Genomic DNA, 20,220 nt, shown 5'->3' with positions numbered 1-20,220 from the left:
AGTGGCCGTGGAAGAATCCGTTGCGGCGGGCCTCGATGGCGCCCGCCATGTTGTCTCAGGTGCGGGCCGAGCCCTGCAGCCGGTAGCGGTCGAGCGCGACGGCGCCGATGATCACGAGGCCCTTGATGACGTATTGCCAGATGTCGGACACGCCGACCAAGATGAGCCCGTTCGACAACACCGCGATGATGAGGGCGCCGACCAAGGTGCCCCAGATCGAGCCGATGCCGCCGACGAACGACGTGCCGCCGAGAATGACCGCGGTGATGGCGTCGAGCTCGTAGGACTGGCCGAGCTGCAGGCCGTTCGCCGCATAGAGCCGCGCCGCCTGCATGCCGCCGCCGAGGCCGGCGAGCAGGCCGGACATGCCGTAGACGAAGATCAGGACGGCCCAGACCTTGATGCCGGCGAGCCGCGCCGCGCTTTCATTGCCGCCGACGGCATAGATGTGCACGCCGAGCACGGTCCGGCGCAGGATCAGCCAGGAGCCAAGGATCACCAGCAGCGCGATCACCGACAGCCAGGGGATCGATACGACGCCGGGGATGATCGTCAGCGAGGCGTTGCCGATGAAGGCGTAGGGAATCGATGGGTTGAACACGGTGGTGTCGCCACCCATCAGGCGGGCGAGACCGCGCACCGCCGTGAGCGAGCCGAGTGTCACGATGAAGGGCGGCAGCCGCAACAGCGCGATCAACGCGCCATTGATGACGCCGAAGGCGAGGCCCGTCAGCACCGCGGCCGGCAGCCACAGTGCGCCGAGATCGGGCATCTTCGACAGTGTCAGGCCGGCCATTGCAGCCGCGGCGAGGATCGAGCCGACCGACAAATCGATGCCGCCGGTCAGGATGACGAAGGTCATGCCGGCGGCGAGCACGGTATTCACCGCGGCCTGCTGCAGCACGATTCCGAGATTCTGTCCGGTGAAGAATCGTCCTTCGGACAGCATATGGAAGCCGACGCAGAGGATGAGCAGCACCGGCAGCATGCCGGCGGCGCGGATCATCAGCCGCAGCCGCTGCTGCTTGTTGTCCGATGCCGCGAGGCTCGGTGCCGGCGCGGCCTTGATCTGCGCTGGCGCGGGCTTGACTTGAGCTTGGCTGTTGTCAGGCATCGACGTGCTCCGTCCCGGTGGCCAGCGCCATGATGTCTTCCTGGGTGATGGGTGATGTCGTGCTCTGCTGCAGGTCGCCGACCAGATGTCCCTCGCGCATCACCAGCACGCGGTCGCAGATGCCGAGAATCTCCGGCAGGTCGGACGAGATCACCAGGATTGCGGTGCCGGACTTGGCGAGATTGTCGATGATCGAGTAGATCTCGGACTTGGCGCCGACATCGACGCCGCGGGTCGGCTCGTCGAGGATCAGGACCTTCGGTGCGGTCGCGAGCAGGCGTGACAGCAGCACCTTCTGCTGATTGCCGCCCGACAGGCCGCCGACGGTGACGCCCGGATTGGGGGCGCGAATGCCCAGCGCGCTGAACGCCTCGTCGGCGCGTGCGCGCGCCTTGTCGCGGTCGAGAAGGCCGCCGAGCTTCGCGTCACGCCCGATCACGGCAAGGTTGATGTTGTCGGCGCAGGACATGTCGAGGAACAGCCCGAGCGCCTTCCTGTCCTCGGTCAGATAGGCGATGCCCGCATCGAGCGCATCGCGCGGCGTGTCGATGCTGACCTCCTCGCCGTCGAGCTCGATGTGTCCCGTCGTCTTCGGCGCAGCCCCGATGATGAGATGCGCGAGCTCGGTGCGCCCGGCGCCGATCAGCCCGGCGAGGCCGACGACCTCGCCGGCGTGAACGGTCAGCGAGCAGTTCTTGACGCGATGGCCGTCGCCGAGATCGACGGCGCTGAGCACCGCGCGGTCACGCTTGGCGTGCGGGTCGTGGTCTTTCTTGTAGAATGACGACACGTCGCGACCGACCATCATGCGGACGATGCTGTCGGCGCGGATCTCCGGCTTGTCCAGCGAGCCGACCAGCCGGCCATCGCGCAGCACGGTGACGCGGTCGCCGAGCGCATAGACCTCGTCCATGCGATGCGAGATGTAGATGATGGCGAGCCCTTCGGCGCGGAGCTGGCGGATCAGCGCGAACAGCTTCTCGCTTTCGCCGGCCGACAGGGAGGTGGTCGGCTCGTCCATGATCAGGATCTTGGATCGTGCATGCAGCGCGCGGGCGATCTCGACCAGCTGGCGCTGGCCCATCGACAACTCGGCCACCAGGGTGGAGGCTGTGAAATCGGCGCCGAGCCGGTCCAGGATCGGTCCAGCGCCCTCGCGCATGGTGCCGCGCGCGAGCAGGCCGCTCTGCGACAGCTCGCGTCCGAGATAGATGTTTTCGGCGACCGTCAGGTTCGGCGCCAGCGACAACTCTTGGTAGATGATCGAAATGCCGGCGTTGCGGCCGCCCATCGGCCCTTCGATGCGCACCGGCCGGCCCTCGATGCGGATCTCACCGCCGGGATCCGGGCGATAGGCGCCGGAGAGAATCTTCATCAGCGTGGATTTGCCGGCACCGTTTTCGCCCATCAGCGCATGGACTTCGCCGGCGTAGACGGTGAGGTCGACCTTGTGCAGGGCCTTGATGGTGAAGAATGACTTCGACACCCCGCGCATCTCGAGGATCGGACCGCTCATCGTGCCTCCCAATGCACGTCGTCTAGTCGTCCGCGGCTCGTTGATCGCTGGCGCGGGAAGCCATTAAACTAGAGGCTGTTGCCGAATACAATATGAAAGAGACGCCGCTGCAACACGTCGCCGCGACGGTGGCCTTTCGGAGATGCGTTCAGCTCGGCCGACGGTAGAGCTGTCGCCAGCGCGGCCGCCGCTCGGCATAGGCTGCCGACAGCGGGATGTCCGGAGCGAAGGTCTGCACGCGCGCCGGCGGCGTGCAGACGGCACCGATGTCCTCGCCGGTGACGGCAAGACGTGCCAGCCGCGCTGCGCCGAAGGCGGCGCCGGTCTCGCTCTCGGCCAGCCGATGAATGGGGATGTCGAGGACATTCGCCAGGATCGCGAGCCAAAGGTCGGAGCGCGATCCGCCGCCGATCGCATCCGCCTCGGCAATCACAAGGCCGGTTTCCGTCAACGCGTCGCGGCAGTCGGCCAGGGCGAAGGCAACGCCCTCGAGCACCGCCTGAACGATGGCGTTGCGGTCGGTGGCATGGCTCAGGCCGTCGAGCAGGCCGCGGACATGGGGATCGTCATGCGGCGTCCGCTCGCCCGCAAGATAGGGCAGGAAGCTGACCGGCGATGGCATGGCGGGCCGGGTGCCCAGCGGCGCAAGCAGCTCGGTCTCGCTCGCGCCGAGCAGCCGCGCAACCCAGGCGAGGCATGAGGCCGCCGACAGCATCGCGCCAGCCTGCAGCCACATCGCCGGGATGGCATGACAGAAGGTGTGAACGACCCGCTCGGGATTGGCCGTGACGGTGTCGACCGCCGTGATCACGGCGCCGGACGTGCCGAGCGTGATGAACGTGGCGCCCGGTCTGACAGCACCGATGCCGACGGCGCCGGCCGGGTTGTCGCCGGCGCCGCCCGCGATGGTTGGGCGCTTCGTCATGCCCCAGCGTTCCGCGAGGTCGCTGCGCAACCGGCCTGCCGGCGCGCAGCCTTCGACGAGGCGCGGCATCTGCGCACGCGTGAGGCGCGTGGCGGCAAGGCCCTCGTCCGACCAGTCGCGCCTGGTGACATCGAGCCAGAGCGAGCCGGACGCATCGGACATGTCCTCGATCGCCTCGCCCGACAGCACCAGCCGGACATAGGCCTTCGGCTGCAGAACCAGCCGCGTGGCCGCGAAAATCTCCGGCTCGTGCGCCTCGATCCACATGAGCTTCGGCGCGGCGAAGCCGGGCATCGCCTTGTTGCCGGTGATCTTGCGCAAAGCGGGCCAGCGCTGCTCCAGCGCGACGCATTCGCGCTCCGACCGGCCATCGTTCCAGAGAATGCACGGCCGCAACGGATTCATGGCGGTATCGAGCAGCACCGGGCCATGCATCTGGCCCGACAGACCGATGGCTTCCACCGCCGCCACCGCGCCGGGATGATCGACCTTGAGCGCATCGAGCGTGGCGAACACCGCGGCGATCCATGCGGCGGGGTCCTGCTCGGCCCAGCCCGGTCGCGGCACGTCCATCGTCAAGGCGTGGCTGCGGCTCGTAACGACGCGCTGCGCAGCATCGACGATGATCGTCTTGACCGCGGATGTTCCAAGATCGATGCCGAGATACATGACGCCTCACGCCTGCGTGCGCAATGACGGATATGGAGTGGAGCGATACCAGACTCCTGATAGCCTTGTCATCCGAACGCGAGTCATCGCAGCGCGCCGAGGCGAGATCATTTTCAAGGAGCCGAGACATGGAGCCATCTGACCAACCAGCCGAACGGGCGTCGCGTCTCGTCGGACACTACGCGCTGGTGACGGGCGCGGCGCAAGGCATCGGCCGCGCGATCGCGGTGCGGTTCGCCGAGGAGGGCGCGCATGTCGCGATCAATTTCGGTGGTCCGTCGCCGTCCGGCGACGAAACCCTGGCGCTGGTGCAGGCGGCCTCCGCCGCTCACGGTCACGGCGCACGTGATCATTTCGCCGTGAAGGCCGACATCGGCGTCGAGGCCGAGATCGCCGAGATGTTCGAGACGGTGCTGACGCGCTGGCCCAGGCTCGACTGCCTAGTCAACAATGCCGGCTTCCAGCGGGAATCGCCCAGCGATGCGCTCGACGTCGACACGTATCGCAAGATTCTCGAGGTCAACCTCAACGGCGCCGTGCTCTGCGCGCGTCACGCGCTGGCGCATTTCGTCGCGCGCGGCGGCGGCAACATCATCAACACCTCGAGCGTGCACCAGATCATTCCGAAGCCTGGCTATCTCGCTTATTCGATCAGCAAGAGCGCGATGGCGGGTCTTACACGGACGCTGGCGCTCGAATTCGCCGGGCGCGGCATTCGCGTCAATTCTGTCGGCCCCGGCGCGGTCGACACGCCGATCAACGCGGCTTGGACCGACGACCCGGTCAAGCGCGCCGCGGTCGAGTCTCATATTCCGATGGGGCGGGTGGCGAGCCCGGAAGAGATCGCCGGCGTGTTCGCCTTTCTCGCCTCGGCCGAGGCGAGCTACATCACCGGGCAGACGATCTATGCGTGCGGCGGCATTACGCTGTTCGGCGAATTCCGAGACAATTGGGCGAGCTGATCCGGCGCCAGCATCGGTCTTGCGCGCCGTGCGCCTGCCATCATTCGCATTGTCGTCGTCGTGGTGAGGTTCTCTTAAGCATCCGCCGCGCATGGCAGCCCTTCGCGGGTGCAGCGAGATTTCGTTAAGGCGTGGGTACGAGAGTGCGCGCGCCTGGCGAACTGGAATTGCGATGCATCGATTGGACCCGGACATTCGTCGCGATCTCGCGCATCTGCTGTACAGCTCGATGCCGTTGGTCGGGACGATCTCGGCCGCCGCCGTCGTGATCGGCAGCGTGATGGCCTGGGTTGCGCGCGATCCGGGCTACGCCGCGATCACGGTGGTGCTGCTGGTGATCGGTGCCCTTCGTGTGATCAAGCTGCGGATGTTCGCGGCGCGCTTCGATCGGCTCGATCACGATGGCATCATTCGCTGGGAACGCCTCTACGGCCTCGGCGCTGCCGCCTTCGGTCTGGCCGTCGGTGCGTTGTCGGCACGCGCGTTTCAGATCGGCGACGGGCCCGGCATTTGGATGTGCTTCGGCCTGTCGATGGCCTTCTGCGTCGGCATCGTGTCGCGTGTCAGCCCATGGATCGTCATGACCTCCTCGGCGGTGCTGCTGATTCCGACCGTGGTGTCCTGCCTGATGCAGCCCGAGCCGGTGTACCGGATGGGCGCCGGCATGGTGGTGCTGTTCTGGATCACGCTGCGCGGCACGTCCTATCGCCTCACGGCTGCCTTCACCGAGCGGATCACGGCGCAGCAGGCCTTGGCGCGGCAGGCGCTGTGCGATTTCCTCACCGGCCTGCCGAACCGCGCCGCGTTCATCGCCGCACTCGGCCGTTGCGATCGCCCCGTCGCCATCATCGCGGTCGATCTCGACGGTTTCAAGCTCGTCAACGACCAGTTCGGCCATCAGGCCGGTGACGAGCTGCTGCGTCAGGTCGGCGCACGCCTGCAGGACTGTCTCGGGGACGCCGGCCTTGCGGCGCGGTTCGGCGGTGACGAATTCATGCTGCTGCTGCCTGCGGTGGGACGCGACGCCGCGCTCGTGCTGGCGCAAGCCGCGGTGACGGCACTGTCGCAACCGTTTGTCTTGACCGGAATGCGCGTTCAGATCAGTGCCAGCGCCGGCATTCTGGTTACCGATGATCGGCAGGCCGACACGGAGTCTCTGCTCGACCAGGCCGATCGCGCGCTCTATGCGGCCAAGCGCGCCGGCGGCCAGCGATGGTGCTGGGCTGACGAGCACATCGCCGTTGCCGTCACATGCACGGCGAGCAGCGAGGCGCCGACGCTGGCGCTCGCGGACTAGCAGCATGCCTGACCGTTCCATGCGGACGCTGGCAAGGTCGGACCGCGGCCGCTAGTGTGATCGGCAGAAGCCGACGAACGGCATGATGTCAGGAGGAGCGGCCGATGCGGAGCATCAGGATCGGCGCCGGAGCGGGCTATTCCGGCGACCGGATCGAGCCTGCGGTGGAGCTCGCGGCGAAGGGCGGCCTCGACTATCTCGTGTTCGAGTGCCTGGCGGAGCGCACGATCGCGCTGGCGCAGCAGGCGCGCATGAAGGATCCGGCCGCCGGCTATGATCCGCTGCTGGCGGCGCGCATGCAGGCCGTGCTGCCGATCTGCCGCGCCAACAACGTCCGTATCGTCACCAACATGGGTGCGGCCAATCCGGTCGCCGCGGCCGAAGCCACCCGCACCATGGCGCGCCGGCTTGGACTGGCGGGGCTGAAGATCGCGGCCGTGACCGGCGACGATGTTCTTGAGCCGTTGAAGACAGCGGATGTCGTGCTCGACACCGGCGACACGATCCGGGCCCTCGGCAATCGGGTCGTCTCGGCCAACGCCTATGTCGGGGCGGGCGCGATCGCGGAGGCGCTCGCGGCCGGCGCGGATGTCGTGATCACCGGGCGCGCCGCCGACCCGGCGCTGTTTCTCGGACCTCTGATCCACGAGTTCGGCTGGGCCCTGGATGATTGGGACCGGCTCGGGCAGGGCACCGTCGTCGGTCATCTGCTCGAATGCGCCGGGCAGATCACCGGCGGTTATTTCGCGGACCCCGGAGTGAAGGATGTTCCCGATCTCGCCCGGCTCGGCTTTCCGATCGGCGAGGTGCGCGAGGATGGCGAACTGATCGTGACCAAGGTCGCGGGCTCCGGCGGCTGCGTCACGCCGGCGACCGTGAAGGAGCAACTGCTGTACGAGATCCACGATCCCGAGCAATATTTCCAACCCGACGTCGTGGCGGATTTCTCGCAGGTGACCGTCGAGGAGCTTGGTCCGGACCGGGTCAGGGTGGTCGGCGGCCGCGGCCGGCCGAAGACGGGACTGTTGAAGACCTCGGTGGGCTATCTCGATAGCTATGTCGGCGAGGGGCAGATCTCCTATGCCGGCCCTGGCGCAGTCGCGCGTGGCCGCCTCGCGCTCGATATCGTCCGTGAGCGCCTCGCACTCATCGGCGTGGCGACGAGCGAGCTGCGCTGCGACCTGATCGGGATGAATGCGCTGCATGGCGACGATCGCGGACAAGTCGCCGAGCCCTACGAGGTGCGCGTTCGCGTCGCCGGGCGGACCGAGACGATGGCGGAGGCGGTCCGCATCGGCAACGAGGTCGAGACGCTCTACACCAATGGCCCGGCCGGCGGCGGCGGCGCCTGGAAATCGGCGCGCGAGGTGATCGCCGTCGCTTCCTGTCTCGTTCCCGAGGACGTGCCGCAGCTCTGCGTCGGCATGCTGGTGGCTTGAGCTTTCGAGGGCTTCACGGATCGCTCCCGGCAGCGCAAGCTGGTGGTCATGGTTGCGATGCCTGAGAACAGCGAGAATTCAGTCCATGTATGACGTCATTGTCGTCGGCGGCGGCTCGGCGGGAGCGGCCGTCGCTGCGCGCCTGTCGGAAGACTCCCAGACGCGGGTCCTGCTGCTGGAAGCCGGCGCCGACTGGCGCGCGGACGACGCGCCGTGGGAGATCGTGACGCCCAATCCGATTCCGATCATCCATGATCGCGCCTTCCAGGAGAAATGGCAGTGGCCGCAGCTGATGTCCCGCCGCGTCGCCGGGCAGGACATGCGCTTCTACTGGCGTGGCAAAGGGCTGGGCGGCAGCTCGATGATGAACGGCCAGATCGCGATCCGCGGTGTGGCCGATGCGTTCGACGAATGGGCGGCCAATGGCTGTACGGGATGGTCAGCCAAGGAGGTCATGCCGCTGTTCTCGGTGATCGAGGACGAGCTCGCGCTTGGCGATCGCGAGGGGCACGGTCGCGGCGGCCCGCTTCCGGTCTACCGCGCACCGCCTGACAAGTGGGGCCCGATCGACCGCGGCTTGCGCGATGCTGCGCTGGCGAGCGGCTATCCCTGGTGCGACGATCTCAACGGGCCCGACGGCGAAGGCGTCGCCTGCTATCCGATCAACAGCCGCAACGGCCGCCGTATTTCCACCAATGAGGGTTATCTCGAGCCGGCCCGCGGCCGTTCGAACCTCGAGATTCGCGGACGGGCGCTGGTCGATCGGCTCCTGATCAGCGACGGCAGGGCGACCGGCGTGCGCGTCCACATCGAAGGTGAAGGCGTGAAAAACGTCGCGGCGCGCGAGGTCGTGCTGTGCGCCGGCGCCATCCACAGCCCCGCGATCCTGCTGCGCTCGGGGATCGGCCCCGCGGCGGATCTGCAGGCGATGGGGCTTGCCGTCGTGCGCGATCTTCCCGTCGGCCGGCACTTCTTCGATCACCCGCTGTTCCGCACCACCATTCAGTTGCGTGAGGAGCTGCGTCCGACCGATCGCGATACGCGCCATACCAATTGCTGCGTCACTTACTCATCGGGCCTTGCCGGCGGCGGCAAGCGCGACATGATCCTGATCGCGTTCAATCACCGCGGCATCGGGATCCCCGGCGCGATCGGCGCCGGCCTGTTCAACGCCTTCTCACGCGGCACGCTCAAGCTCGCCTCGACTGATCCGAGCGTGGATCCGATCGTCGAGGAGAACATGCTGGCCGATCCGCGCGATATCGCGCGGATGCGCGACGCCGTGAAGCGGCTCGCCGTGATCACGGTGCAGCCGGCGCTGCGCGAGATCGCCGACTGGATTCGCCTCGGCGATACGGAGCTCACGCTGCCGCAGGCGGCGGCGCTGCCCGATGCCGAGCTCGACGCGCTGCTGCGCCAGGTCACCGGCGACATCCAGCACGCCGCGGGGAGCTGCCGCATGAGCGGCGTCAACGATGACGATGGCGTGGTCAATCCGGATGGCACCGCGAAGGGGATTGCGGGGCTTCGCGTCGCCGACGCCTCGATCATGCCGTCCGACTGTCGCGCCAACACCCACTTGACGACGGTGGTGATCGGCGAGGCGATCGCGCGGATGATGCGAGCGGGGCGGTAGGCGCTACGCGATCGCGAAGCGAAGCCCGGCGCGGGCGCGCCCGCCGGAGATCGCGATCGGCGTGCCGTCGGCGCGCCAGCACGCGGCCCCTGTCAGCGTGCCGTCGTCGCCGAACGCAATCGCATTCATGCCGCCGGCCACAACCGGCTCGCGCCTGATCTCGTGGCCGCGTGCGGCAAGCTCCGCCGCGACGGCTTCGGGAAACGCCGGCTCCAGCTCGAGCACGCCGCCCTGGGTCCACAGCCGCGGCGCCTCGACCGCCTCCTGCAGCGACATGCCGTGGTCGATCAGGTTGACCAGCGCCTGGAAGGCCGAGGGAAAGATGCGCAAGCCGCCGGGCAGGCCGAGCGCATAGCGCAAGCGGCCGTCGCGCAGCGCCATCATCGGCGCCATCGAGGTGAAGACACGCTTGCCCGGCTGGATCGACAGCGCGCGGCCCGGGTGCGGATCGAAATTGTACATGTAGTTGTTGGCGGTCATGCCGGTGCCCGGGATCTGCACGCAGGCGCCGAACAGGCCATTGATGGTCTGGGTCGCGGCGACGACGTTGCCCTCGGCATCGGCGACCGTGACATGGGTGGTGTTGGCGGACTCCGTTGGCGCAAGGCCCAGGGCGAAACTCCGAGCCCGGCTCATGTCGATCTGCGCCCGCCGCTCCGCGGCATAGGCCTTCGACGTCAGCCGCTCGACCGGCACGTCGACGAAAGCGGGATCGGCAGTGGCGACCGCGCGGTCGGCGAAGGCGATCTTCAGCGCTTCGGCGAGCAGATGCACGCCATCGGCCGAACCGAAGCCGAGCCCGCCGACATCGAAGCCTTCGAGGATGTTCAGCATCTGCACGATGTGCACGCCGCTGGAGGAGGGCGGCGGCGGGCCGATGATCTCATGGCCTCGATAGAGGCCGCGGATCGGCGCGCGCTCGGTCACGCGGTAGGCGGTGAGATCCGCGGCATCGATCAAGCCGCCGTTCTCCGCCATGTAGCTGGCCAGCGCGGCACCGAGCGCTCCGCCGTAGAGCGCCCCGGGTCCCTGGTCCGCGATCAGATGCAGCGATGCCGCGTAGTCGCTCTGGATGACGCGCGTGCCGGCCTTCACCGGCGCGCCGCCGGGCAGGAACAGCGCGGCGAGACGCGGATCGCGCGCGAGATCGCTCGCGACCAGTCGCACGCAGTCGTTGAGATAGGGGCTGGCGATGAAACCATGCTCGGCGAGCCGGATCGCCGGCGCCATCACCTCGGCCAGCGGCAGCCGGCCGTAGCGTGACAGCGCCTCGCACCATCCCCTCAGCGCGCCGGGCACGGCGACCGCCAGCGCGCCGATGACATTGCGGCGGCCGCGGGTCTCACGCGCCAACGCGATCTCGTCGGAGACCGGATCGTACATGCCGGGGTCAGCGCGCGACGGCGCGGTGCTCAGGCCGTCGAGCACGACGTGGCGGCCGTCGGCGAGGCGGATGTGCGACAGGCCGCCACCGAGAATTCCGACCATCATCGGCTCGACCACGGTGAGCGCAAACAGGGAAGCGACCGCGGCATCGATCGCATTGCCGTCGCGTATCAGCATCTCGGCGCCGGCGCTGGAGGCGAGCGGATGGTTGGTGACGACCATCCCGCGCGAGCCCGTCGCCGGCTGCTTCTCGCAGGTGAAGTCGGCGATGCGCCGTGTGGGCGAAGCCATTCGGGTCTCCTCTGTCGAACGGCGGATGCCGAGAGGTCGTTTTTCGCAATCCTGACCGATCCCTTGCGCAAGGGGAAGAGCGGCGCCCCAGTTCGACGAACTGATAAGTGCGTCACGCATGGCTCGGAGAGCATCGATCTCTCCCGCCGCGTTCTCATCGCCGCGCATCTGTGTTAGGCCTGCGCGCAGTTCCACTTTGCGAGCCCAGCTGATTCATGCCTCACTACGATCTGATCATTCGCGGCGGCCGCGTGCTCGACCCCGAAACGCAACTCGACGTCACCGCCGACGTCGCGATCAAGGATGGCGCGATCGCCGCCGTGGGCGACGTCACCGGAGCGGCGGATCAGGTCATCGATGCGGCCGGCCTTGCCGTCGTGCCCGGCTTCATCGATCTGCACGCGCACGGCCAGTCGCTGCCGGCGGACCGCATGCAGGCGTTCGACGGCGTCACCACGACGCTCGAGCTCGAGATCGGCGTCATGCCGGTGGCACGATGGTATGACGAGCAGGCGGCGATCGGCCGCCTTCTCAACTATGGCGCCGCTTCCGGCTGGGTGTTCGCGCGCATCGCGACGATGACGACGCAGCAGACCGCATCCAGCATCGCCGGCATGGGCGAGGCGATGCGCGACAAGCGCTGGGTCGAGGAGGTCGCGACTGCGGCCGAGACCGCGGAGATCGTCGAGCGCACCCGGCAGGGGCTGGAGCAGGGCGGCCTTGGCATCGCCTTCCCGAATGCGTATGCGCCCGGCACCGGCATGAAGGAGCTGTCGGAGCTGTGCAGCCTGGCTGCCAAGCAGAACGTGCCGACCTATACGCACATTGCCTACATGTCGAATGTCGATCCGCGCAGCTCGGTCGACGCCTATACGCGGCTGATCGGGCTTGCCGGCTCGACCGGTGCCCACATGCACATCTGCCATTTCAACAGCACCAGCCTGCAGGATGTCGAGCGCTGCGCCGAGCTGGTGCAGACCGCGCAGGCGCAGGGCCTCAAAGTCACGACTGAAGCCTATCCCTACGGGACCGGCTCGACGGTGGTCGGCGCCGGCTTCTTCGCCGATCCGGCGTTCTGCCAGCGCATGGGCACCGGCTATGACGCGATCGAGATGGTCGCCGAGCGTCATCGTCTCGGCAGCCGCGACGAATTGCTCGCGCGGCAGCAGGAAGATCCCGGCGCATTGGTGCTGATCCATTTCCTCGATGTCGCCGTCAACCAGCGCCACCGCGACCTGCTCGACGTCTCCGTGCTGTTTCCAGGGGGCGCCATCGCGTCGGACGCGATGCCGTGGATCCTGTCCAACGGCACGGACTACACCGGCGACGCCTGGCCGTTGCCGGACGACGCAGTGTCGCATCCGCGCTCGTCGGCGACGTTCACAAAATTCCTGCGCGAATGGGTGCTGGACCGCAAGGCGGTGCCGCTGATGGAGGGCCTCGCCAAGTGCACGCTGATCCCGGCCCGGATTCTGGAACCATCGACGCCCGCGATGCGAAAGAAGGGACGGCTGCAGGCCGGCTGCGACGCCGACATCGCGGTGCTCGATCTCGCCAGCCTGCGCGACCGCGCCGACTTCCTCAACATGAACCGGCCGTCCGAGGGCGTGCGGCATCTGCTCGTCCATGGCCGCGCCGTCATCGCAAATGGTGATCTTGTTCGCGATGTCAGGCCGGGACAGGCGGTGCGCCGTCCGGTCCTGTCATGATCGTCCCGGTCCTGCTGGTTGCCGGATCGCTCGGCGCCGGCAAGACGACCCTGCTCAATCATCTGCTCGCCAATCCGGACGGGCGGCGCATCGCCGCCATCGTCAACGACTTCGGCACGGTCGACATCGACGCCCAACTGCTCGGCACGGTGACGGAGGAGGTGATCAGCCTGAAGAACGGCTGCATCTGCTGCTCGCTGCAGGGCGACCTGCTGCGCACGCTGTCCTCCGTCATCAAGCGCTATCCGGTCCCCGATGCGATTGCGATCGAGACATCCGGCATTTCCGATCCGGCCGAGATCATTCGCAACCTGATGGATCCCGTGATCTTCAAGGTCGCGCCGCTCGAGACCGTGGTCACGCTGGTCGATCCGCAGCGGCTGCGCGACGATCCTGAGATCGAGCACGACGCGCTGTGGCGCTCGCAGCTGCGCGCCGCCGATTTCGTGCTGCTGAGCAAGGCCGACCTGCTCGACCGCGCCGCCCTCGACGAGGTTCGCGCCGTCGTGGGCCGCACCAAGCCGCAATCGGCGATCTTCGAGATCGCCCATGGCATCGTCGCGCCGGACCTGCTGTTCAGCCGCGACATTCGCGCGCCGCGAGAGCTGCCCAAGCAGGTGCCGACGATGTCGCAACCTTTCGCAACCCTCACCTGGACCTCCCGTGCTCCGCTGTCGCTGGCCCGCTTTCAGCAGGTGATCGGAAAGCTCGCGCCGCGCACGCTGCGCATCAAGGGCATCCTGCTGTTCACCGACCATCCGGGACAGCCGATCCTGTTTCAGTCGGTGGCGACGCGCGGGACGTTGGCGCCATCGCCGGTGCCGCCCGCGGACGGCCTCACGGCCCAGCTCGTGCTGATCGGACGCGAAGGTGAGCTCGACGCCGCCGAGATCGACGCACTGCTGCGCGAGATGGTCGTCGTTTGAGATCGAAGGGCGCGCGTCAGCTCGCCTGCCGCAATGCGCCGTCGGCGGCTTCGGCCCAGGTGCAGCAGCCGCCCCCGGCGCGCTTGGCGGCGTAGAGCGCGCTGTCGACCTCGCGCAGCACCTCGTCCATGGCCTCGTCCGTGAGCGGCCGGTCGTTCACCAGCAGGCCGGCGCTGGCGCCGATCACCACGGGTATGTCGGACAGCAGGAACGGCATCGATAGCGAGCGGACCGCCTCGCGCGCGAGCCCCAGCGCCTCGTCGCGTCCGTTCGCGCCGCGCGCGACCGGCCTCAGCAGCATGAACTCGTCACCGCCGAAGCGCGCGGCGAGGCCGCCCGGGCCGACACAGCTCGACAGCCGGGTCGCGACTTGCCGCAACAGCTCGTCGCCCGCGTGGTGCCCGTGGCGGTCGTTGACAGGTTTGAAACCGTCGAGGTCGATGGCAATGATCGCGATGGTCCCGACCGCGCGTTCAAGCGCGGCCAGGAAGGCGGCGCGGTTCGGCAGGCCGGTCAGGAAATCATGGTTGGCCTGGCGGGCCAGTGCGTGCTTGGCCTCGAGCCGTTCGATGAACGCGGTGCTGAGATGACGCGATGCCTCGCGGATCGAAAACCAGAACAGCACCAGCAGAACGGCGCCGAGCTGATAGGGCAGCTCGGGGCGCATCAATCCGGCGATCAGCGTCGGGGCGAGCAGCACGGCGGTGGTCGTCAGCACGACCCACGGGCGGATCGCCGCGCGGGACACCATGCCGACGCAATAGGACATCGACAGGCCGAAGGCGATCCATGCGCCCGGAGCATCGTTGAGCTGGAACGCGCGAAAGGTGAGGGCCCCAAGCGCAAGGCCGAAGGCGGCGGCGCCCGCGGCGTAGACCTTCTCCCAGAGGATCACGTCGCGATCGGACAGGCGCCCCGCATATTGCTTGTAGCGCAGCAGGCTGACGACGCGACCGATGGCGTTGACGATGATCGCGAACGAGATCGCGATGTAGCCGGGATCGTCGTGCAGGACCGCAAGCGTGACAGAGCCGGTGATGGCGGCCGCATTGATCGACATGACCTGCGGCAGAGAGGTGTACAGGAGATCGACGAGCTCGCGCCGGATCGCCGGGTTCGGATGGATGAATCTGGAAAGCAGCCCGTGTCCCATGGGGACACCATGCGACACCTTTCCTAACAGTTGATGGGCTTGAACGGTTCGCGCGACGAAGGTTCGAAGTTACCTTAAATCTTCGTCAATCCGGCAATCGCTCAAGGCGCGCGGCTGGGATCGGTGGTCGGGTAGATCGGCGTCGCCGTCGACATTCGCGAGGGCATCGGCGCCGCCGTCGCCACTTTCGGCGCCTCGGCCTTCGGCGTTTCCGCCTTGATGTCGGATTTGGGCGGCTCGAGCTTCAGCGGCCGCAGCGGCTGACGCTTCGCCATCGCGTCGAGCACGGCGCGGTTGGTCTTCTCGATGCGCTTTGCGGCCGCGACGTCGGCAAAGGCGCGGTCGAACTTGCGCATGCGATAGAACACGATGCCGCGGTCGATATAGGCCTCGTGGTAACGGGGATCGAGCTGGATCGCGGCGTCGAGATCGGCCAGCGCCGCCGCGAAATCGCCCTTCTGGAACGCGGCCATGCCGCGATCGTGACGGGCCTGGGCCTCGCTCGACGCCGTGCCGCCGGCGAGCATTGCATCTGCCGTGCATGGCGCGGTCGCGCCCGCCGCGCAGGGCGTACGCTCCTGCTCGGCCGAATAGACCACGTCCACCTTGCTGACCCGCAACGGCAGCGGCTCGGCGGGAGCTGAGGCATTGCTGCTCGACGCATTGCCGTTGCCGACCGTCGTGCCGGCAGCCGGGTCGCTGCCGGGATTCGCGGCCGCGTCGCTGGCCGTCGCCGCGTCAGTGAGGCTGTCGATCGGCCTGGCGGGAACCTGGTTCGGCTTTACCTTGTTGGTCGCAACCACGATCGGCTCGAGCGGCGCGACGGATGCCGAGGACATGTGGGTGAATAGGAGGTAGCCCGTCAGCGCCAAGGCGGACGCGCCGGCCAGCGCCATCACGCCGGACGCGACCTTGTGCACCTTGGCGACGACGGCGAGCTTGGAATCCTGCCGATGCTCGTCCTGCGCGGCGCCGAGCAGCCGGTCATAGGCCGTGCGCTGCTCCTTGTCGCCAAGAATGTCGTTGGCGCGGATGATCTGTCGAAACCGCAGCGCGGCGTCCGGATCGCCGGGATTGACGTCGGGGTGGCTCTCTTTGACCGCTTTGCGGAAGGCCACCCGGATATCGTCAGCGTCATCGTCCGGAAGAGCTCCGAGTAAATCGTAAAGCGTCTTCATCGTCGTTCTCGCTGCAGGCTTCCCTCGTCTCCGATCGAAATTCCTACGGCGAATTTACGCTGGAGCACTCGTACTAACTGTTTCCGCTTGGCATGATGGTTGGTCAATCCGGCGGAAAAATGACTGAAAATGGCGAAGTTCGTAGCCATTTTTGCCGTGTTTGAGCCATCGCGCTCGTCTTTCCTCGTCATGGAGCGCGCAATCTCAGATTGAGTCGCTGCTCTCTAGCCGCCTCCGCCGCCGGATCTTCCTCTATGGTGAAGAGAAAGTTTGAAGCCGGATTTAACGGGAGCTGATTGGCAGGTCAGTTATTTGCGACAACATGCGATTGCCGCAGCAGTGTGGCACCGTCGCTCACCCGCCCGCGCGAGCCAGGTTCCGCCAGGGCGGACGCCGTTTTTGGAAACGCTCCGTGCAGCGGAAGCCGCCCGCGATCAGGCGCCTGCTTGCGGAACCAGCGGCCCGGCCGCTATACCGGCCGCATGGCTGAATTTCACGGTGTCTTTCCCTACCTGGCCTCGCCGATCGGCGCGGATGGCACGATCCGTACGGAGGTGCTGGGGCGTCTGTGCGACGACCTGATCCATGCCGGTGTGCACGGCCTGACGCCGCTCGGCTCCACCGGTGAGTTCGCCTATCTCGATCGCGCCCAGCGCATGGCCGTCGTGGAGACGACCATCGATGCGGCCCAGGGCCGCGTTCCCGTGATCGCAGGCGTGGCCTCGACCGCGATCGCTGACGCGGTGGCGCAGGCCAAGGCTTACCAGAAGCGCGGCGCAACCGGCATCCTGGCGGTGCTCGAAGCCTACTTCCCGGTCAACGACGCCGGCATCGAGGCGTATTTCCGGGCGATTGCCGATGCGGTCGACGTTCCCATCGTCATTTACACCAATCCCCAGTTCCAGCGCTCGGACCTGTCGCTCGATGTCATTGCGCGCCTCGCCGAGCATCCGCGCATCAACTACATCAAGGACGCGTCTACCAACACCGGCCGGCTGTTGTCGATCATCACTCGCTGCGGCGACGCCATCAAGGTGTTCGCTGCGTCCTCGCACATTCCGGCGGCGGTGATGCTGATCGGCGGCAAGGGCTGGATGGCCGGGCCGGCCTGCATCATCCCGCGCCAGAGCGTCGAACTCTACAATCTCTGCAAGGCGTCCCGCTGGGACGATGCGATGCTGCTGCAGAAGAAGCTGTGGCGCGTCAACGAGGCCTTCGCCCGCTTCAACCTCGCGGCCTGCATCAAGGCCGGCCTGTCGATCCAGGGCTACGACGTCGGCGATCCCGTGCCGCCCCAGGCCCCGCTCTCGCTCGAGCAGCGCAAGGTCGTCGAAGAGGTCCTCAGCAGCCTGGGGTAATGCCAAGATCCTTAATGCCGTCATGGCCGTGCCGACCCGGCCATCCATGCCAAGCGGAAACGAAGTCGTGGATGCCCGGGCCCAGCCCGGGCATGACAGTGTGGTATGCCGCACCAGCACAATCACGGCTTGGCCAGCGGAACTGCGATCCGCTAAAACGCATGCAATTGCATTTGAACTGACCAAGGACTGACGAATGAACATTCTTCCCAACAATATGCGGTTTGGTGCGGGGCAGCCCGTCAAGCGTCTGGAGGATCAGCGACTGCTGACCGGGAAGGGACAGTTCATCGACGACAAGGCGGAGGATGGCGCGCTCTGGCTCTACGTGCTGCGCTCGCCGCATGCCCATGCGAAGATCGTGTCCATCGATGCCGCCGCCGCGCGGGAGATCGCCGGCGTGCAGGCGATCTACACCGGCGCGGACCTCGTCGCCGACGATGTCGGCACCATTCCGACATTGGCGATCTTCAAGCGGCCCGACGGCAAGCCGATGACGGTGCCGCCGCGCCGTCTGCTGGCGCACGAGATCGTCCGCTTCACCGGCGAAGCGGTCGCCGCCGTGGTCGCGACCTCGCGCACGATCGCGCAGGAAGCGGCGGAAGCGATCGTCGTGGACTACGAGGTGCTGCCGGCGGTGACCGATCCGGTGAAGGCGCTCGAGCCGGGTGCGCCCGTCGTCTGGGCCGAGGCGCCGGACAATATCGTTGCCGCGATGAGCTATGGCGATGCCGCCAAGGTGGAGGAGGCCTTCTCCAGCGCTGCGCACAAAGTGTCGCTCGACATCACGAGCCAGCGCCTGGTGCCCTCGGCGATGGAGCCGCGCTCGACCATTGCCGAGATCGAGAAGAAGACCGGCCGGCTGTTGCTCCATGTGCAGTCGCAGACGCCGGCCTCGACCCGTGACGTCCTTGCGGAAGCCGTGCTGAAGCGGCCGAAGGAGAGCGTGCGCGTGCTGGTCGGCGACATCGGCGGCGGCTTCGGCCAGAAGACCAACCTCTATCCGGAGGACGGCATCGTCGCCTATGCCGCGACCAAGCTGGCCAAGAAGATCCGCTGGCGCGCCGAGCGCACCGACGAGTTCGTCGGCGGCACCCATGGCCGCGACCTCACCTCGACGGCCGAGTTCGCTTTGGACGCCAAGGGCAGGGTGCTGGCCTATCGGGTGCGTTCGATCGGCGCCACCGGCGCCTATTCGTCGGGCGCGGCCAACATCATCCCGCTGGTGCTCGGGCCGTTCGTGCAGACCGGAGTCTATGACCTGCCGCTGGTGCATTTCGAGGTCAAGACCGTGATGACGCATACGGCGCCGGTCGGCGCCTATCGCGGTGCCGGACGCCCCGAGGCGGTGTTCATCGTCGAGCGGCTGTTCGATGCGGCCGCGCGCCAGATCGGGATCGATCCGCGCGCCATCCGCAAGACCAACTACATCAAGCCGGCGCAGCTCCCCTACACCAACGCCGTCGGCCAGGTCTATGATTCCGGCGCCTTCGCCCACATGCTGGAGCGCGCGTCCAAGCTTGCCGATTGGGACGGCTTCAACGCGCGCAAGCGCGAGGCGAAGAAGCGCGGCATGCTCTACGGCCGCGGCCTGACCAGCTATATCGAATGGACCGGCGGCCGCGCCCACACCGAGAAGGTGTCGCTGCATGCGACGGCCGAAGGCCGCGTGATCCTGCATTCCGGCACCATGGCGATGGGGCAGGGCCTGCAGACCACCTACACCCAGATGATCTCCGACACGCTCGGCATTCCCCTGGACAAGATCGACGTCGTGCAGGGCGACACGGATCTCGCCACCGGCTTCGGCAGCGTCGGCTCGCGCTCGCTGTTCGTCGGCGGCACCGCGGTGGCGGTGTCGTCAAACGATCTCATTGCCAAGGCGCGCGAGAAGGCATCGAACCTCTTGGAGACCGCGGTCGAGGACATCGAATATCGCGATGGCGTCCTGACGGTCGTTGGCACCGACCGCCGCATCAGCCTGTTCGAGATCGCCGGCAAGGAGAAGCAGGCCAAGCTCTCGGTCGACAGCGAGGGCGAGGTCGACGGTCCGAGCTGGCCGAACGGCACGCATGTCTGCGAGGTCGAGATCGATCCGGAGACCGGCATCAGCCGCGTGGTGCGTTACACCACGGTCGACGACGTCGGCGTCGCCGTCAATCCGATGCTGGTGGCGGGCCAGATCCATGGCGGCGTCGCGCAGGGCATCGGCCAGGCGCTGTACGAGAACGTCGCCTATGATGCCGACGGCCAGCTCCTGACCGCGACCTATCAAGACTACTGCATCCCGCGCGCCGACGACGTGCCGCCGATCGTGGTCACGCTCGACGATTCTGCGCCGTGCAAGACCAACCCGCTGGGCGCCAAGGGCTGCGGCGAATCCGGCGCCATCGGCGGCCCGCCCTGCGTCACCAACGGCGTGATGGACGCGCTGTTCGAGTTGGGGATCACCAACCTGCAGACGCCGCTGACGCCGGAAAAGGTGTGGGCGGCGATCTCCGAGGCGAAGGCGGCAAAAGCCAAAGCGTCGGCCTAAGCGAGCGCGCGGGACGCTCCCGCGTCGGACGTGCTCCTGTTGCGTCGCTCAACGCGCCGATCTGCGCCGAACTGTTCGGTGACGAGGGCGGCGAGGGTTACGCCCGCATCCGGTCGCGCCCCTGC

14 protein-coding genes are annotated in these 20,220 nt (G+C 67.3%); 8 read left to right on the top strand and 6 right to left on the bottom strand.

Annotation, left to right across the window (positions count from 1 at the left end; genetic code table 11):
• Positions 1-55 precede the first annotated feature (55 nt).
• The 3 genes from QX121_RS27075 to xylB all read right to left on the bottom strand — a co-directional run bounded on the left by QX121_RS27075 (position 56) and on the right by xylB (position 4,224).
• A complete protein-coding gene (locus QX121_RS27075) occupies positions 56-1,114 on the bottom strand; it encodes an ABC transporter permease subunit (protein WP_315813497.1) in 1,059 nt (352 codons plus the stop codon).
• Positions 1,107-2,630, bottom strand: a complete 1,524-nt coding sequence (locus tag QX121_RS27070) for a sugar ABC transporter ATP-binding protein (protein ID WP_315783547.1) — start codon at positions 2,628-2,630, stop codon at positions 1,107-1,109. Before QX121_RS27070 ends, QX121_RS27075 begins: the two co-directional genes overlap by 8 nt.
• Positions 2,631-2,778: 148 nt before the next feature.
• Positions 2,779-4,224, bottom strand: a complete 1,446-nt coding sequence (xylB, locus tag QX121_RS27065; RefSeq protein WP_315813496.1) for a xylulokinase — start codon at positions 4,222-4,224, stop codon at positions 2,779-2,781.
• A gap of 128 nt (positions 4,225-4,352) precedes the next feature.
• On the opposite strand from xylB, the gene QX121_RS27060 reads away from it, so the two are divergent.
• The 4 genes from QX121_RS27060 (at position 4,353) to QX121_RS27045 (ending at position 9,558) form a co-directional block, all read left to right on the top strand.
• The gene (locus QX121_RS27060) at positions 4,353-5,186 is read left to right on the top strand and encodes an SDR family oxidoreductase (protein ID WP_315813495.1); all 834 of its coding nucleotides are present in this window, start codon (positions 4,353-4,355) and stop codon (positions 5,184-5,186) included.
• 172 nt (positions 5,187-5,358) lie between these two features.
• Positions 5,359-6,483: a GGDEF domain-containing protein gene (locus QX121_RS27055; RefSeq protein ID WP_315813494.1), complete on the top strand. Its 1,125-nt coding sequence runs from the start codon at positions 5,359-5,361 to the stop codon at positions 6,481-6,483.
• Between the two features lie 104 nt (positions 6,484-6,587).
• A complete protein-coding gene (locus QX121_RS27050) occupies positions 6,588-7,922 on the top strand; it encodes an acyclic terpene utilization AtuA family protein (protein ID WP_315775392.1) in 1,335 nt (444 codons plus the stop codon).
• 85 nt (positions 7,923-8,007) lie between these two features.
• On the top strand, positions 8,008-9,558 hold the full coding sequence (locus tag QX121_RS27045; protein ID WP_315813493.1) for a GMC family oxidoreductase: 1,551 nt from the start codon (positions 8,008-8,010) through the stop codon (positions 9,556-9,558).
• Between the two features lie 3 nt (positions 9,559-9,561).
• Here the strand turns inward: QX121_RS27045 and ggt are convergent, their stop codons facing one another.
• Positions 9,562-11,235, bottom strand: coding sequence for a gamma-glutamyltransferase (ggt, locus tag QX121_RS27040; protein ID WP_315813492.1), 1,674 nt, complete (start codon positions 11,233-11,235; stop codon positions 9,562-9,564).
• Positions 11,236-11,450: 215 nt separating this feature from the next.
• On the opposite strand from ggt, the gene QX121_RS27035 reads away from it, so the two are divergent.
• A complete protein-coding gene (locus QX121_RS27035; RefSeq protein ID WP_315813491.1) occupies positions 11,451-12,944 on the top strand; it encodes an amidohydrolase family protein in 1,494 nt (497 codons plus the stop codon).
• Entirely contained in the window at positions 12,941-13,870 is a 930-nt protein-coding gene (locus QX121_RS27030) for a GTP-binding protein (RefSeq protein WP_315813490.1), read from the top strand. Before QX121_RS27035 ends, QX121_RS27030 begins: the two co-directional genes overlap by 4 nt.
• Before the next feature lie 16 nt (positions 13,871-13,886).
• Here QX121_RS27030 and QX121_RS27025 read toward each other — a convergent pair whose 3' ends face one another.
• Together QX121_RS27025 and QX121_RS27020 are read right to left on the bottom strand one after the other, a co-directional pair.
• Positions 13,887-15,023, bottom strand: coding sequence for a GGDEF domain-containing protein (locus QX121_RS27025; protein ID WP_315734324.1), 1,137 nt, complete (start codon positions 15,021-15,023; stop codon positions 13,887-13,889).
• A 101-nt stretch (positions 15,024-15,124) separates the two neighbouring features.
• Positions 15,125-16,201 carry a J domain-containing protein gene (locus QX121_RS27020; protein WP_315813489.1) on the bottom strand — a complete coding sequence of 359 codons (1,077 nt, stop codon included), beginning with the start codon at positions 16,199-16,201 and terminating at the stop codon, positions 15,125-15,127.
• 482 nt (positions 16,202-16,683) lie between these two features.
• On the opposite strand from QX121_RS27020, the gene QX121_RS27015 reads away from it, so the two are divergent.
• Positions 16,684-17,559, top strand: a complete 876-nt coding sequence (locus tag QX121_RS27015) for a dihydrodipicolinate synthase family protein (RefSeq protein ID WP_315813488.1) — start codon at positions 16,684-16,686, stop codon at positions 17,557-17,559.
• Between the two features lie 196 nt (positions 17,560-17,755).
• Complete coding sequence (locus QX121_RS27010; RefSeq protein ID WP_315783527.1) at positions 17,756-20,095, top strand: xanthine dehydrogenase family protein molybdopterin-binding subunit; 2,340 nt, start codon at positions 17,756-17,758, stop codon at positions 20,093-20,095.
• Positions 20,096-20,220 lie beyond the last annotated feature (125 nt).

Origin of the sequence: Bradyrhizobium sp. SZCCHNR2028, from assembly GCF_032380995.1 — a bacterium.
Lineage (GTDB): Bacteria > Pseudomonadota > Alphaproteobacteria > Rhizobiales > Xanthobacteraceae > Bradyrhizobium.
This window is presented reverse-complemented; position numbering and strand designations above follow the sequence as displayed.